Genomic DNA, 15,389 nt, shown 5'->3' on the forward strand with positions numbered 1-15,389 from the left:
CGACCTGGTAGCCGAAGAGCACGAAGCCGGCGGCCATCATGACGACGTTGGCGGTGTAGGCGTGGCGGAAGAAGCTCGGTGTCCTGCGCCAGAAGCCCATGACGATGAGGATCGCGCCGAGGGCGAGAAGCTGGCCGATCTCGACGCCGACATTGAAGGCGAGGAGGTTCGGCACCAGGCCGTCCGGCGAGATGTCGTATTCGAGGATCTTGGTCGACAGACCGAACCCGTGGAAGAAGCCGAAGATCAGGGTTGCGGCCTTGGTGTTCGGCTGGAAGCCGAACCACCGCTGGAACGCCCCCATGTTGTCGAGCGCCTTGTAGACGACCGACAGGCCGATGATCGCATCGATGATGTAGCTGTTGATCCCGACGTCGAAATAGACGCCGAGCAGCATCGTCGTGGAGTGACCGATCGCGAAGAGGGTCACGTAGATGCCGATGTCCTTCATCCGGTAGAGGAAGAAGATCACGCCGAGCAGGAACAGGATGTGGTCGTAGCCCGTCGCCATGTGTTTGGCGCCGAGATACATGAAGGCGATGAGGTTCACCCCGGTGATCTCCTGGATGTAGCCCTGGTCGCCGGCGGCAACGCCGTGCGCGAGAGCTGTCGTGCCCCATGTCATAGCCAGGAGAAGCGCGAGCATGGGGGTGCGAAGCGTCGACCGGATCGCGTGGCGCGACTCGAGACGACCTTCGACGGAAGGGTCTTGCATGGTTGGTTCCGATTGTCCGTAAGGTGCCATGCCGTCGCGGGGACGGCGTCTGATCACGGGGTGACGGACGGTCTCGGCGGTCGGTCGAGGGTGGAAGCTTCGCCCTCCAGGCCTCGATCCTGACGGAGCAGAGCATGCTGCACGGCACCGGGCGGCACGGGGGCGTCGAACCGGGGCAACGTTCCGGGCTTGTCGTGGGAATGGTCGAACGGGTTGTGCTTGTGCTCGTGATCGCCGTGCCCGGATGTGTCGGCGAGCGGCTCGTCGTCATGCGAGTGGCCGTGGTCGTTGAAGGCGGCGTGCAGCGTGGCGACCGGGTCGTGCGAAGCCGACGGCCCCTGAGGCGCCGCGAACATGGCGAAGGCGACCGCCAGGGCGATCGTCAGATGTCCGAAGAGGGTTCGACTGAACGTCAGCATACTGTCGGCGGTTGGTTCCCTCGGGCGCAGACCGCGATCCTGATCCCCGATCCCGGCGCGAAACTTGTCGGCGAAGAAGATGGCACGGTCATGGTGGCGAATGAACCTCCTTCGTGCTCGACGCCACCGGCTCGCGTTTGCGACCGGGCCATCGCGACGATGGACCTATCCAGAGGGATTGCAGCGGGCCTCCACGACACGATGGCGGCGGCATCTTCCATCGCAGCCGAGAGCAGATGATTGATCGGCAGGCCACGCAAAGCGACGTTCCAGTCGCCCCGCGGTACAGGCCATCGAAGATATTGCATTGCGGAAAAATCCTGCGTGCGCACACTGCGCGGCATGGACGCCGATCTTTCCATCCTGGTCTTCGACGAAAATGCCGTTCGTGCCGCCATCATAGAGGCGGGACTGCGCGAGGCCGGACATCGGCGGGTCGCCGTCGTCAGGGAAATTCTCGGCCTGGTGAAACGCATCGAGACGGTTCAGCCGGACGTGATCGTCGTGGATCTGGAAAACCCCAACCGGGACCAGTTGGAACACTTCTTCCAGGTCTCCCGCTCGGTGAAGAAGCCGGTCGCGATGTTCGTCGACCGCTCCGACGCCGGCGCGATCGAGGCGGCCGTCGACGCCGGGGTCTCGGCCTATATCGTCGACGGTCTCAGGAAGGAGCGCGTCAAGCCGATCCTCGACATGGCGATCTCGCGCTTCAATGCCTTCTCCCGGCTGTCCAGCGAACTGGCGGAAGCGCGCTCGGAACTGGCCGAGCGCAAGGTGATCGAACGCGCCAAAGGCATCCTGATGAAACTGAAGAAGCTGGACGAGCCTGCAGCTTACGCGCTCCTGCGTCGAACGGCGATGAACGAGAACCGGAAGATCGCCGACGTCGCCCAGGGCCTCGTCAGCGCCTATTCGCTGTTGGGAGATGCCCGTGACGAAGCTTGAGAGCGTGCGCCTCGGCTACCTGCCGCTGCTCGACAGCGCCGTGCTGCTGGTTGCGGCGAAGCTCGGCTTTGCCGAGGAACGCGGCCTCGATCTCACCCTCTTCCGGGAAACCTCCTGGGCGACGATCCGCGACCGGATGGGGGTCGGCCAGTTCGACGCCGCACACATGCTGGCGCCGATGCCGATCGCGGCCAATCTGGGCATTGGCCCGCTCGCCGTTCCGATGATCGCGCCGATGGTGCTGGCGCTCGGCGGCAATGCCGTCACTGTCTCGACCGCCCTCGCCCAGGCCATGGCCGATACGGCGGGCGAGGATCCGGATGGACCTGCAGCGGCGGGTGCCGCACTGAAATCAACCCTCGGCCGGCGGGCGCAGGCGGGGCGCAGCCATGCCCGGCTTGCTGTCGTCCATCGGTATTCGAGCCACAATTACGACCTGCGGTACTGGCTTGCCGCGTCCGGGATCGAACCGGACCGGGACGTCGAGATCACCGTCGTCCCGCCATCACTGGTGCCCGACGCGCTCGCCGCCGGGGAGATCGACGGCTTCTGCGTCGGCGAACCCTGGAGCACGGTGGCCGTCAGGCGCGGTGTCGGGCGGATCGTCACCAGCAAGGCGGAGATCTGGCGACGCGGCCCGGAAAAGGTGCTCGGCGTCTCCGCCGCGTTTGCAAGGGACCGCCCGGAAACCCTGTCCCGGCTCATCGACGCCCTCGGCCAGGCCGCCCTCTGGTGCGCTGATCCGGCCCATCATCGCGCTCTCGCGGATTTGCTGGCCTTGCCGCAACATCTCGGCGTGCCGTCGGACGACCTCATGGCGGGGATAACGGGTCGCATGGAAGTCGCTCCGGGACGATTCCGGGCCATCGAGGGCTTCATGATCTTCGCCGGTGGGGACGCCAACCGTCCTGACCGGAGCCATGGCCGGTGGCTTTATCGTCAGATGGCACGTTGGGGCGACGTCCGCTTCTGCGAAACCGGGCTGGCCATCGCCGGCCGGACATTTCGCCCGGACCTTTTCGACAGGGCGCAAGGAGACTCAAAGCCCGCTCCCGCACAAGATGAAGATGCGGACGAGGATGGACCGTCTTCCGCCCCGCACCGCCCGGCGGGCCTTTTTGATGCAGAAACCGGCGATCCGCATGAGACATGAGCACATCGCCTGATCGGATCCATGGCGATCTGCACAACAAATATACAGACTTTGGAAAAGTTCAAAAAAACCGCAAAAACGCATCCTGCCGCGTTGCAACATCTCCGCCGCGGCAGTAAGAATGGTCGCCAGAGACCGGATCACTGATCCGTCTCCCATTATCTCCCGGCAACGCTTGCCGGCATCATAGGCGCCCAATGGCGGGCGCACCGGCAAGGCTGCCGACTTCGTTTTCATGCGCTTCCGAGGCTTCGGAGCGACAACGGGTCGGGCAGCCTTTTTTCATTTCAACGATCAACAACGCCGGCGCGGCATGCCCGGCGAACGGGGACGCTTACGCCATGGCCAGCATCATCGCAGTCTCTCGCCGAACCCTTCTTGGCTGCACGGGAGCGTTTGCCGTCATGGCCGCCTCGCCTGCGTCGGCCGGCATGCTGCCGGTCGAGAAGGACGAACTGACCTTCGGCTTCATCAAGCTCACCGACATGGCACCGCTCGCCATCGCCAAGGAGATGCACTTCTTCGAGGATGAGGGCCTGTACGTCACGATCGAGCCCCAGGCCAACTGGAAGGTGCTGCTCGACCGCACCATCACCGGCGAACTCGACGGCGCCCACATGCTGGCCGGCCAGCCCCTGGCGGCGACGATCGGCTACGGCACCAAGGCGCATATCGTCACGCCGCTCTCCATGGATCTGAACGGCAACGGCATCACCGTCTCGAACGACGTCTGGGCGGAGATGAAGACGCACATCCCGGCGGGCCCCGACGGCAAGCCCGAGCATCCGATCTCGGCTGCCGCGCTCGCACCGGTGGTCGAGCAGTACCGCTCGGCCGGCAAGACCTTCAACATGGGGATGGTCTTCCCGGTCTCGACCCACAATTACGAGCTGCGCTACTGGCTTGCGGCCGGCGGGCTCAACCCCGGCTATTATTCGCCGAGCGACACCTCCGGCCAGATCGACGCCGATGTGCTCCTGTCCGTAACCCCGCCGCCGCAGATGCCGGCGACGCTCGAGGCCGGCACCATCCAGGGCTATTGCGTCGGCGAACCGTGGAATCAGCAGGCGGTGTTCAAGGGCATCGGCGTGCCGGTGATCACCGACTACGAGATCTGGAAAGACAATCCCGAGAAGGTCTTCGGGATGACGGCGGCCTTCGTCGAGGAAAACCCGAACACCGCGATCGCCGTCACCAAGGCGCTGATCCGCGCCGGCCAGTGGCTCGATGCCGATGGCGGCGCCAATCGCCGGCAGGCGGTCGAGATCCTGTCGCGGCCCGAATATGTCGGGGCCGATCCCGAGGTCATCGCCAACTCAATGACCGGCACCTTCGAATACGAGAAGGGCGACACGCGCGAAGCGCCGCACTTCAACGTCTTCTTCGACAAGTTCGCGACCTACCCCTTCTACTCGGATGCGGTCTGGTACCTCACCCAGATGCGTCGCTGGGGCCAGATCTCCGAGGAGAAGTCCGATGCCTGGTACGCGGAGACCGCCGCGTCGGTCTACCGACCCGACATCTACCGGAAGGCCGCGGAATCCCTCGTCGAGGACGGCTATCTGGACCCGTCCGCAGTACCCGACACCGATGGCTACAAGCCGGCGACGGCCGAGTTCATCGACGGCGTCGAATATGAGGGGCGCAAGCCGAACGAATATCTCGCGAAGTTCGAGATCGGGCTGAAGGGCTCCGAGGACGTCGCCAGCGTCGTCTCCAACTGAGCGCAGCCGCTCGCGCCGGGCAGCCCCTGCCCGGCGACCTTGCCGCCGAAGCATTCGACGAAGGAACGCCAGCGATGAGTACCGCCTCCGATTTCATGGGCGACGAGCTGTCCCCCGCCGAGCGCCGGATTCTGAAGCGCGAAAAGCGGATGTCCCGGATCACCCGCGCCACCGGACCGCTGACCGCGATCGGCCTCGGCTGGTCCGTGCCGGTCATGAAGATCGCTGCGGGAGACGATGCCCGCAGCAATCTGCGCGCCTTGTGGCAGAGCCTGATCGTGCCGCTGATCGGCATCGTCGCCTTTCTCGCCGCCTGGGCCGCCCTCGCCCCGCAGGTCCAGACATCATTGGGCACGGTGCCCGGGCCGGTCCAGGTCTGGCAGCAGGTCGGCTCGCTCTATGATGACTATCAGCGCGGGCGGCAGGACCGGGTGGCGTTCTACGAGCGACAGGACGCGCGCAATGCCAAGCTGGTCGAACAGGGCATGGCGGACCGCGTGAAGACCCGCAGCTACACGGGTGCCCCGACCTATCCGGAACAGATCCTCACCAGCCTCAAGACGGTGTTCCTCGGCTTCGTGCTCGCCACCATCATCGCCATTCCGGTCGGCATCGCCTGCGGATTGTCCGCGACGATCAACGGCGCGCTCAATCCGCTGATCCAGATCTTCAAGCCGGTGTCGCCGCTAGCCTGGCTGCCGATCGTCACGATGATCGTCTCGGCTCTCTACGTGAACGCCTCCGACGCCGTGCCGAAGTCGATGGTGGTCTCGGCGATCACGGTCACCCTCTGCTCGCTCTGGCCGACCCTGATCAACACGGCGCTCGGCGTCGCCTCGATCGACAAGGATCTCGTCAATGTCGGCAAGGTGCTGCAGCTGCCGACGCACAAGACCATCACCAAGCTGGTCCTGCCCTCGGCCATGCCGCTGATCTTCACCGGGCTGCGCCTGTCGCTCGGCGTCGGCTGGATGGTGCTGATCGCCGCCGAGATGCTGGCCCAGAACCCCGGCCTCGGCAAGTTCGTGTGGGACGAGTTCCAGAACGGCTCGTCGGATTCGCTGGCCCGGATCATCGTCGCGGTGATCACCATCGGCATCGTCGGCTTCATGCTCGACCGGATCATGGCTGCCCTGCAGACCGCCTTCACCTTCACCTCGAACCGCTGAGACGGCCTTCCCGGGCGCGAAAGGACATGACCATGGCCACCTCCCCGATGATCGAACTGGCGAATGTCTCGAAGGCCTATGGCGAGGGCCCGGCTCGCGCCGAAATCCTCGACGGCATCGACCTCAAGGTCGCGGAAGGCGAGTTCGTCGCGATCGTCGGCTTTTCCGGTTCCGGCAAGACCACGCTGATCTCGCTGCTGGCAGGGCTGATCCGGCCCGATGCCGGCCAGGTCCTGATGAAAGGCGCCCAGGTGACGGGACCCGGCCCGGAGCGCGGCCTGGTCTTCCAGTCCTATTCGCTGATGCCGTGGCTGACGGTTCGCGGCAATGTCGCGCTCGCGGTCGACACCGTTTTCGCCCGCGAGACGAAGGCGTCCCGCAAGGCGCGGGTCGACCGATACATCGAGATGGTCGGTCTCGCACACGCCGTCGACCGCAAGCCGGCCGAGCTCTCCGGCGGCATGCGCCAGCGTGTCTCGGTGGCGCGGGCTCTCGCCATGAGCCCGGAGATCCTGCTGCTCGACGAACCGCTCTCGGCGCTCGACGCCCTGACCCGCGCCAAGCTGCAGGACGAATTCGCCGCAATCAGCCAAGTCGAGAAGAAGACCATCATCCTGATCACCAACGATGTCGACGAGGCGATCCTGCTCGCCGACCGGATCATCCCGCTCGATCCTGGTCCAAGGGCCAGTCTCGGCCCGTCCTTTCCGGTCGAACTGCCGCGCCCGCGCGACCGCTCGGCGATGAACGCCAATGACGAGTTCAAGCGCCTGCGGCGCGAGATCACCGGCTATCTGATGGATCGTGGGCGCCATGCCTCCGCCGACACGGATGCAGCGGTCTCCCTGCCGAACGTCGTCCCGATCACCCAGAAGTCGGCGAAGGGACCGATGCCGGAGCTTCCGGCGGCCTATCGCCGCGCAGCGCAGTCCGCCATCGGGCGCGGCTATGTCGAGTTCTTCGAGGTCACCAAGACCTATCCGACGCCGAAGGGGCCGCTGACCGTCGTCGACGGCTTCGACATGAAGATGGAAAAGGGCGAGTTCGTCTCGCTGATCGGCCATTCGGGCTGCGGCAAGTCGACGGTCCTGTCCATGGCCGCCGGCCTCAACAACATCTCGTCGGGGGGCATCATCCTCGATGGCCGCGAGGTCAGCGGAGCCGGCCCCGAACGCGCGGTGGTCTTCCAGTCGCCATCCCTGATGCCCTGGCTGACGGCCCGGGAGAACGTCGCTCTCGGCGTCGACCGGGTCTATCCCGACGCGACGCCGGCCGAACGCCGCGATGTCGTCGAACATTATCTCCACCGCGTCGGGCTCGGCGATTCCATGCACCGGCGGGCCGAAGACCTGTCCAACGGCATGAAGCAGCGGGTCGGCATCGCCCGTGCCTTCGCCCTGTCGCCGAAGCTGCTGCTTCTCGACGAGCCGTTCGGCATGCTCGATTCACTGACCCGCTGGGAGCTCCAAGACGTCCTGATGGATGTCTGGAAGCGGACCCAGGTGACCACCGTCTGCGTCACCCACGACGTCGACGAGGCGATCCTCCTCGCCGACCGGGTCGTGATGATGACCAACGGCCCGATGGCCCGGATCGGCAAGATCATGAAGGTCGACCTGCCGCGCCCGCGCACCCGCAAGGCGCTGCTCGAGCATCCCGATTACTACCTCTATCGCGAACAGCTCCTGAGCTTCCTGGAAGAGTACGAAAAGGGTGGCCCCGGCGCACAGGCGGCCGGCGCGGAGACGACCGCCGACGACAAGGGTGCGGGCGACAAGGCCGCGGGCGCGGAAAGGGAAGCGGCATGAGCGTGATCGCGCCCGACGTCGCCACCCGCGCCTTTATCGAGGTGACGGAAGTGTGGGTCCCCGACGGCGATCGACTGGTCTGGTCGAGCGGCAATTATGGTTCCCTAGACGCCTTCGCCGCCGTTTCGGCGAAACAGAGCTTCGCCAGGGGCGAAGGCCTGCCCGGCCGCGCCTGGGACGAGGCCCGCCCGGTGGTGTTGAAGCAGTTCGACGGCTCCTATTTCCAGCGCGCCGAAGCCGCGAGGGCGGCGGGACTGACCTGCGCGGTCGCTGTGCCGATCTTCGCCGGAAGCGCCCTGAAGGCCGTCATCGTCGTGCTGTGCGCCGATGACGAATCGCGCACCGGTGCCATCGAGGTCTGGCGCGAGAGCGACGGCCTCCTGATGCTGGACGACGGCTATTACGGCGCGGCGCGGCACTTCGAATGGGTCTCGCAGCATACGCATTTCCCCCGCGGACAGGGCCTGCCCGGCGGCGTCTGGGCGGCGAACGCGCCGATGCTGATGCGCGATCTCGGCTCGGGCTACCGCTTCATCCGCGCCGAAAGCGCCGGCAGGGCCGGCCTGACCACCGGTCTTGGCCTGCCGATCACCGTGCCGGGCGACCGGACCTATGTCCTGACGCTGCTTTCGGCCCGCGGCACGCCGATCGCCCAACGGTTCGAGCTGTGGAATGCGCGTGCCGCCGGGACGGCCGGCGCCAGGGAAGCGATCCTCGCCGACGGCATCTGCCAGCGCGAGGGACCGCTTTGGGACGACGAGACCGAGCGGCGCGTGGCGGCGTGGCAGGGACCGATCGGCGAGGTGCTGGGTACCGGCATCCCCGCCGTCAAGCACGACAATCCCGCTCTGACCGCCGGCTACGCATCGATGGTGGCTGTTCCGATCTATCGCGACGGAACGATCAGCCACGTCGTCGCCTGGTACTATTGAAAGGAACGTTCATGCGAAAACTGGTCGTCATCGGTGCCGGCATGGCGTCCGGCCGGGTGCTCGAGACCCTGTTCGAGGCCGATCGGGACGCCTACGCGGTCACGCTGTTCAACGCGGAACCGCGCGGCAACTACAACCGCATCATGCTGTCGCCGGTCCTGTCCGGCGAGAAGAGCTATGAGGAGATCGTCACCCATGACGAGGACTGGTACGGCGCGCACGACGTGACGTGCCGCTTCGGCGAGAAGGTCGTCGCGATCGACCGGCAGCGCAAGATCGTCACCGGCGCCAAGGGCGAGGTGCCCTACGACAAGCTGATCATCGCCACCGGCTCTGTCCCGTTCATCGTACCGGTGGAAGGCCGGGACCTGCCCGGGGTCATCACCTACCGCGATTTCGACGACACCCATGCCATGATCGAGGCGTCCGGCACGCCCGGCAGCCATGCCGTCGTCATCGGCGGCGGACTTCTCGGCCTGGAAGCGGCAGCCGGGCTGCGGCTGCGCGGCATGGAGGTCACCGTGCTGCATCTGTCGGGTCACCTGATGGAGCGCCAGCTCGACGAAGCGGCCGGCTATCTCCTGCGCAAGGATCTGGAAAAGCGCGGCATCACCGTGATGACGCGGGCCTCGACCCAGAAGATTCTCGGCACGAACCGTGTCGAGGGCGTCGAACTGGCGGACGGGACGACCCTGAAGGCGGATCTGGTGGTCATGGCGGTCGGCATCCGCCCGGCGGCGCAGATCGCCAGGGATGCGGGTCTCGACGTCGGCCGCGCGATCGTCGTGAACGCCCAGATGCAGACGTCGGACCCCGACATCTACGCCGTCGGCGAATGCGTGGAGTTCGACGGTACGCTCTTCGGCCTCGTCGCCCCGCTCTACGATCAGGCCAGGGTGCTGGCGAAGTCGCTGCTCGGCCAGCCGGACGCCTTTGCGGTCAGGGAATTGTCGACCAAGCTCAAGGTCACGGGATGCGACCTCTTCAGCGCCGGCGACTTTGCCGAGGGCGAGAAACGCGAGGAGATCGTCCTTCGCGATCCGGCGCAGGGTGTCTACAGGCGCCTCGTGATCGAGGACGACCGGCTCGTCGGCGCCGTGATGTACGGGGATACCGCGGACAGCAACTGGTTCTTCGACCTCATTCGCGACGGCGCGCCGGTATCGGACATGCGCGAAACCCTGATCTTCGGCCAGTCCTTCCAGGGGGGTGCCCCCCTGGACCCTATGGCGGCCGTTGCAGCCTTGCCGGATGATGCGGAAATCTGCGGCTGCAACGGCGTATGCAAATCGAAGATCACCGGCGCGGTTGCCGCGGGTGGGCTGACCAGCCTCGACGAGGTGCGGGCCCACACCAAGGCCTCCGCCTCCTGCGGCTCCTGCACCGGGCTCGTGGAGCAGCTCATGGCGCTGACCCTGGGCGCCGCCTTCAATCCCGCGGCCGTCAAGCCGATGTGCCCCTGCACCGATCTCGGCCATGGCGACGTGCGGCGGCTGATCCGCGCCAAGGCGCTGAAGTCGATCCCCGAGGTCATGCAGGAGCTGGAGTGGAAGACCTCCTGCGGCTGCGCCAAGTGCCGGCCGGCGCTCAACTACTACCTGATCGCCGACTGGCCGGGCGACTATGTCGATGACAAGCAGTCCCGCTTCATCAACGAGCGGGTCCACGCCAACATCCAGAAGGACGGCACCTATTCGGTCGTGCCGCGCATGTGGGGCGGCATCACCTCGGCCAGTGAACTGCGGGCGATCGCCGACGTCGCCGACAAGTTCGCGATCCCGACCGTCAAGTGCACCGGCGGCCAGCGCATCGACCTCCTCGGCGTGAGGAAGGAGGATCTGCCCGCGGTCTGGGCCGATCTGAACGCCGCCGGCATGGTCTCCGGCGCCGCCTATGCCAAGGGCCTGCGCACGGTGAAGACCTGCGTCGGCACCGACTGGTGCCGCTTCGGCACGCAGGATTCCACCGGCCTCGGCGTCAGGATCGAGAAGTTCATGTGGGGCTCCTGGACGCCCGCCAAGGTGAAGATGGCGGTGTCCGGCTGCCCCCGGAACTGCGCCGAGGCGACCTGCAAGGATGTCGGCGTGATCTGCACCGACGCCGGCTACGAGATCCAGTTCGCCGGTGCGGCGGGGCTCGACATCAAGGGCACCGAGATCCTCACCCAGGTGAAGACCGAGGACGAGGCACTGGAGATGATCGTCGCCCTCGTCCAGCTCTACCGTGAGCAGGGCCATTATCTGGAGCGCATGTACAAATGGCTGAAGCGGGTCGGCATGGACTCGATCCGCGCCGTCATCGTCGAGGATCCTGCGCGGCGACGCGGCTATTACGAAGCCTTCGTCCACAGCCAGACCTTCAGCCAGACCGATCCCTGGTCGGAGCGGGCCTCGGGCGCGCGCGCCAGCCATGAGTTCCAGCCGATGGCCGATCTCACCCTGGAGGCTGCCGAATGACCAGCTGGCATCGCATCGGTGCGGTCACCGACATTCCCCGCCGCGGCGCGCGCTGCGTGCTCACCCCGTTCGGGCGCGTCGCGGTGTTCCGGACCGCCAATGACGGCATCTTCGCCACCGAGGACCGCTGTCCGCACAAGGGCGGGCCGCTCAGCCAGGGCATCGTCCACGACGCCTCGGTCACCTGCCCGCTGCACAACATGGTGTTCTCGCTGGAGAGCGGGATCGCCGCCGGGCCCGACGAAGGTCGGGTGCGGGTCTTCGCCGTGCGGGTCGACCCGCCGACCGGTGCCATCGAACTGTCGCTGGACGAACCCGCCCTCGTCCTCGCCGCCGAATAGCCGGGACCCGCGCGATGGACGAACGACCGGCCGACACCACCATCCGGACCACATGCCCCTATTGCGGCGTTGGCTGTGGAGTCCTGGCAACCCCGCGTCCGGGTGGCAGCGTGGCGATCGCTGGTGACCCCACGCATCCGGCGAATTTCGGCCGCCTCTGCTCCAAGGGCTCGGCCCTCGGCGAAACACTGGGGATGGAGGAACGGCTGCTGTTCCCCACCATCGCCGGCGAACGTGCGACCTGGGACGACGCGCTGTCGCGCGTCGCCGAACGCTTCACCGCCACCATCGCCGAACACGGCCGTGATTCCGTCGCCTTCTACGTTTCCGGCCAGTTGCTGACCGAGGATTACTACCTCGCCAACAAGCTGATGAAGGGCTTCATCGGCTCGGCGAACATCGACACCAATTCCCGCCTGTGCATGGCCTCCTCGGTCGCCGGCCATCGCCGGGCCTTCGGCTCCGACACGGTGCCGGGCACCTATGAGGATCTGGAACAGGCCGATCTGATCGTCCTCGTCGGCTCGAACCTCGCCTGGTGCCATCCGGTGCTCTACCAGCGGATCGCCGCGGCCAAAGCCGCGCGCCCGCAGATGAAGATCGTCCTTGTCGATCCGCGCCGCACGGCCAGCGCCGATCTCGCCGATCTGCATCTGCCGATCGCTGCCGATGGCGACACGGCGCTCTTTGCCGGATTGTTGCCGTTCCTCGCCGAGGCCGGTGCGATCCATTGCGACTATGTGGCCCGGCATACCGACGGTTTCGTCGAGGCGCTGCGCCGGGCCCGCGGGATGCGGCTGCCGCATGTCGCGGAGGCCACCGGCCTCGACATCCGCCAGATCCAGGCCTTCTACGAACTCTTCGCCAGGACAGAAAAGGTCGTCACGGTCTACAGCCAGGGCGTCAACCAGTCGGTGACGGGCACCGACAAGGTGAACGCGATCATCAACTGCCATCTGGCGACCGGCCGCATCGGACGGCCGGGCATGGGTCCCTTCTCGGTGACCGGCCAGCCCAATGCCATGGGCGGACGCGAGGTCGGCGGCATGGCCAATATGCTCGCGGCGCACATGGCCATCGAGGACCCGGCGCACCGTTCCCTGGTGCAGGATTTCTGGGACGCCCCGGCGATGCCCGACCGCGCCGGCCTGAAGGCGGTCGACATGTTCCGCGCCGTCGCCGACGGCCGGATCAGGGCGCTCTGGATCATCGGCACCAACCCCGTCGTTTCGATGCCCGACGCCGATTCCGTGAAGGCAGCCCTCGCCGCCTGCCCCTTCGTCGTCGTCTCCGATGTCGTCGCACGCAACGACACCCTGCGCTTCGCCGATGTCGCCCTGCCCGCCGCTGCCTGGGGCGAGAAGGACGGAACGGTCACCAATTCCGAGCGGCGGATCTCGCGCCAACGTCCCTTCCTGCCGCTGCCCGGCGAGGCCCGGCCCGACTGGGCGATCATCGCCGACGTCGCCCGCCGCATGGGCTTCGCCGACGGCTTTTCCCACGCCAGCGCGGCGGACGTCTTCGACGAACACGCACGGCTCTCGGCCCATGGCAACGCCGGAGCGCGCGACTTCGACATCGGCGCGCTCGCCGGGCTCGACCAGTGCGGCTACGACGCCCTGGAGCCGGTTCAGTGGCCGCAGCCCCGCGTCGTCTCCCCATCCGATTCCGGCGACGCCCCGGCCGAAGCAGGTGCGGCTTCGGCGAAGGACGGCAACCGCTTCTTCGGCGACGGACACTTCTACCATCCGGACGGGCGCGCCCGCATCGTGGCCGTCGATGCCGCCCCCCGTCGCCGGACGGACAAGGGCCGGTTCCTGCTCAACACCGGGCGTGTGCGCGACCATTGGCACACGATGACCCGCACCGGTCGCTCGGCCCGGCTTTCGGCCCATGTCGCAGAGCCCTTCGTCGACATCCATCCGGCAGACGCCGCAGCGCACGGGATTGCGGAAGCTGGCCTCGTCACCGTGCGATCCGGCTTCGGCGCGGCGATCGTGCGTTGCCGCACCACGGACCGGCAATCGCGCGGCTCGGTCTTCGTGCCGATGCACTGGAGCGACGAGTTCTCGGGCAGCGGTCGCATCGACGCCGTGGTCGCACCGGCCGTCGATCCGGTCTCCGGCCAGCCGGGTCTCAAGGCCACCGAGGTGTCGATCGCGCCGTTCCCAGCCGCCTGGTTCGGCTTCGCCGTCACACGGTCGCGGCCCGATCCGCAAGGCCTCGACTATTTCGCGCTGGCGCGGGCCGAGTCCGGCTGGCGCATGGAACTGGCCGGCCTCGCGCCGCTGGCCGACCCGAGCGCCCTCGCCGCGGCGTTGCTCAAGGCGCCGGACAGGGCGAAGATGCTGGCGTTCCATGACACGACGACCGGCGCACATCGCTTTGCCGTCTTCGACAGCGAAGCGCTGATCGGCGCGCTCTGGATTGCGCGCGATCCCGTCGCCGTGTCGCGCGTCTGGGCCGCGGGGCAGCTGGGCGACGCGCACAACGCTGTCCGCGACCGCTTCCGGCTGCTCGCCGGGCGCGGGGGTGCCGACCGCCCGGACCCGGGCGCGATCGTCTGCTCCTGCTTCAGTATCGGCGTCAACGAGATCGCGACGGCGGTGACAACCGGCCGGGCAATCACCGTCGAGGCCGTCGGCGCGGCGTTGAAGGCCGGCACCAATTGCGGCTCCTGCCGCAGCGAGATCAAGGGGATCATCGATGATGCACGGCTCGCGAACACGGCGTAAGCCGCCCCTCGCCGTGAACGACGCCGAACAGCTCCCGCAGCGTTCGCAGCGCATGGGTCCGCTGGCAAGCCTGCCGGTGTTCTTCGATCTGGCGGGCAAGCGCGTCGTCATGGCCGGGGGCGGACCGGGCGCGGCGTGGAAGGCCGAGCTTCTGGCCTCGGCGGGCGCCCATGTCGATCTCTACGTCCCGGCCGACGGGATCGATGGCGAGATGGCCGAGCTTCTCGCCGTACCGCCGGAATCCGGCGTTATCCTTCACCATGACCGGCCCTGGGCGACCGATGTCTTCGGGGGAGCGGCGATCGCCGTCGGCGATACCGAGAGCCTCGCCGAGGGCCAGGCCTTCGCCTGCGCGGCGCGGGCGGCCGGCGTGCCGGTCAACGTCGTCGACAAGCCGTCCTATTGCGACTTCCGCTTCGGCACGATCGTCAACCGCTCGCCGGTGGTCATCGGCATTTCTACCGATGGCGCCGCCCCGATCCTGGGGCAGGCGATCCGCCGCCGCATCGAGACCCTGCTGCCGCCGGCGCTCAGCCAGTGGGCGGCCCTGGCCGCCAGGGTCCGCGGCGCGGTGATGGAGCGGCTTTCGCCAGGCCCCCTGCGCCGTGCCTTCTGGGAACGCTTCGCCGACAGCGCCTTCACCACCAAACTGCCCGACGCCGCGGCCGAGGCGGCGGCCGGCGGCTTCATCGACGATCTGGCGCGTTCGCCCGAGGCCGGCGGTCGCGTCACCCTGGTCGGGGCCGGCCCCGGCGAGGCCGAACTCCTGACCCTGAAGGCGGTGCGCGCCCTGCAGGCAGCCGACGTGATCCTGTTCGACGACCTCGTCTCCGACGAGATTCTCGAACTCGCCCGCCGCGAGGCCCGGCGCATGCTGGTCGGCAAGCGCGCCGCCCGCGACAGCTGCCGCCAGGAAGACATCAACGCCATGATGGTCAGCTTCGCCAAGGCGGGCAAGCACGTGGTGCGGCTGAAATCCGGCGACGTGTCGG

Annotated in this window: 12 protein-coding genes; 11 read left to right on the forward strand and 1 reads right to left on the reverse strand. The window is 67.2% G+C overall.

The window, feature by feature from the left end; genetic code table 11:
* The coding region (locus ACEQX1_RS08165; RefSeq protein WP_370196707.1) for a HupE/UreJ family protein at positions 1–715 on the reverse strand (715 nt) is incomplete at its 3' end.
* 134 nt (positions 716–849) lie between these two features.
* On the opposite strand from ACEQX1_RS08165, the gene ACEQX1_RS08170 reads away from it, so the two are divergent.
* The 11 genes from ACEQX1_RS08170 to ACEQX1_RS08220 form a co-directional block, all read left to right on the forward strand.
* Positions 850–1,374, forward strand: a complete 525-nt coding sequence (locus ACEQX1_RS08170) for a hypothetical protein (protein ID WP_370194968.1) — start codon at positions 850–852, stop codon at positions 1,372–1,374.
* A gap of 102 nt (positions 1,375–1,476) precedes the next feature.
* Positions 1,477–2,079 carry an ANTAR domain-containing response regulator gene (locus tag ACEQX1_RS08175; protein ID WP_187392585.1) on the forward strand — a complete coding sequence of 201 codons (603 nt, stop codon included), beginning with the start codon at positions 1,477–1,479 and terminating at the stop codon, positions 2,077–2,079.
* Complete coding sequence (locus ACEQX1_RS08180) at positions 2,060–3,232, forward strand: CmpA/NrtA family ABC transporter substrate-binding protein (protein ID WP_370194969.1); 1,173 nt, start codon at positions 2,060–2,062, stop codon at positions 3,230–3,232. The genes ACEQX1_RS08175 and ACEQX1_RS08180 overlap by 20 nt, the downstream gene beginning before the upstream one ends.
* A 404-nt stretch (positions 3,233–3,636) precedes the next feature.
* Positions 3,637–4,956 carry a CmpA/NrtA family ABC transporter substrate-binding protein gene (locus ACEQX1_RS08185; RefSeq protein ID WP_370194971.1) on the forward strand — a complete coding sequence of 440 codons (1,320 nt, stop codon included), beginning with the start codon at positions 3,637–3,639 and terminating at the stop codon, positions 4,954–4,956.
* A 74-nt stretch (positions 4,957–5,030) separates the two neighbouring features.
* Positions 5,031–6,125 (forward strand): ABC transporter permease, encoded by a 1,095-nt coding sequence (locus ACEQX1_RS08190; RefSeq protein ID WP_187392563.1) that lies wholly within the window; start codon positions 5,031–5,033, stop codon positions 6,123–6,125.
* A 26-nt stretch (positions 6,126–6,151) separates the two neighbouring features.
* Positions 6,152–7,933: an ABC transporter ATP-binding protein gene (locus tag ACEQX1_RS08195; RefSeq protein ID WP_370194973.1), complete on the forward strand. Its 1,782-nt coding sequence runs from the start codon at positions 6,152–6,154 to the stop codon at positions 7,931–7,933.
* Complete coding sequence (locus ACEQX1_RS08200) at positions 7,930–8,865, forward strand: GAF domain-containing protein (protein ID WP_370194974.1); 936 nt, start codon at positions 7,930–7,932, stop codon at positions 8,863–8,865. The genes ACEQX1_RS08195 and ACEQX1_RS08200 overlap by 4 nt, the downstream gene beginning before the upstream one ends.
* 11 nt (positions 8,866–8,876) lie before the next feature.
* Positions 8,877–11,321 carry a nitrite reductase large subunit NirB gene (gene nirB, locus ACEQX1_RS08205; protein WP_370196709.1) on the forward strand — a complete coding sequence of 815 codons (2,445 nt, stop codon included), beginning with the start codon at positions 8,877–8,879 and terminating at the stop codon, positions 11,319–11,321.
* Positions 11,318–11,662: a nitrite reductase small subunit NirD gene (gene nirD, locus ACEQX1_RS08210; protein ID WP_370194977.1), complete on the forward strand. Its 345-nt coding sequence runs from the start codon at positions 11,318–11,320 to the stop codon at positions 11,660–11,662. The genes nirB and nirD overlap by 4 nt, the downstream gene beginning before the upstream one ends.
* Positions 11,663–11,676: 14 nt before the next feature.
* Positions 11,677–14,397, forward strand: coding sequence for a molybdopterin-dependent oxidoreductase (locus tag ACEQX1_RS08215; protein WP_370196710.1), 2,721 nt, complete (start codon positions 11,677–11,679; stop codon positions 14,395–14,397).
* A 52-nt stretch (positions 14,398–14,449) separates the two neighbouring features.
* The coding region (locus ACEQX1_RS08220) for a siroheme synthase (protein WP_370196711.1) at positions 14,450–15,389 on the forward strand (940 nt) is incomplete at its 3' end.

The sequence above is a fragment of the Aurantimonas sp. genome (assembly GCF_964217435.1).
In the GTDB taxonomy this organism is placed as follows: domain Bacteria; phylum Pseudomonadota; class Alphaproteobacteria; order Rhizobiales; family Rhizobiaceae; genus Aurantimonas; species Aurantimonas coralicida.

What these genes read in the sequence shown, in the direction of transcription:
- ACEQX1_RS08170 (WP_370194968.1), top strand. Translation starts at nt 850, where the DNA reads ATGCTGCACGGCACCGGGCGGCACGGGGGCGTCGAACCGGGGCAACGT.
- ACEQX1_RS08175 (WP_187392585.1), top strand. Translation starts at nt 1,477, where the DNA reads ATGGACGCCGATCTTTCCATCCTGGTCTTCGACGAAAATGCCGTTCGT.
- ACEQX1_RS08180 (WP_370194969.1), top strand. Translation starts at nt 2,060, where the DNA reads ATGCCCGTGACGAAGCTTGAGAGCGTGCGCCTCGGCTACCTGCCGCTG.
- ACEQX1_RS08185 (WP_370194971.1), top strand. Translation starts at nt 3,637, where the DNA reads ATGGCCGCCTCGCCTGCGTCGGCCGGCATGCTGCCGGTCGAGAAGGAC.
- ACEQX1_RS08190 (WP_187392563.1), top strand. Translation starts at nt 5,031, where the DNA reads ATGAGTACCGCCTCCGATTTCATGGGCGACGAGCTGTCCCCCGCCGAG.
- ACEQX1_RS08195 (WP_370194973.1), top strand. Translation starts at nt 6,152, where the DNA reads ATGACCATGGCCACCTCCCCGATGATCGAACTGGCGAATGTCTCGAAG.
- ACEQX1_RS08200 (WP_370194974.1), top strand. Translation starts at nt 7,930, where the DNA reads ATGAGCGTGATCGCGCCCGACGTCGCCACCCGCGCCTTTATCGAGGTG.
- nirB (WP_370196709.1), top strand. Translation starts at nt 8,877, where the DNA reads ATGCGAAAACTGGTCGTCATCGGTGCCGGCATGGCGTCCGGCCGGGTG.
- nirD (WP_370194977.1), top strand. Translation starts at nt 11,318, where the DNA reads ATGACCAGCTGGCATCGCATCGGTGCGGTCACCGACATTCCCCGCCGC.
- ACEQX1_RS08215 (WP_370196710.1), top strand. Translation starts at nt 11,677, where the DNA reads ATGGACGAACGACCGGCCGACACCACCATCCGGACCACATGCCCCTAT.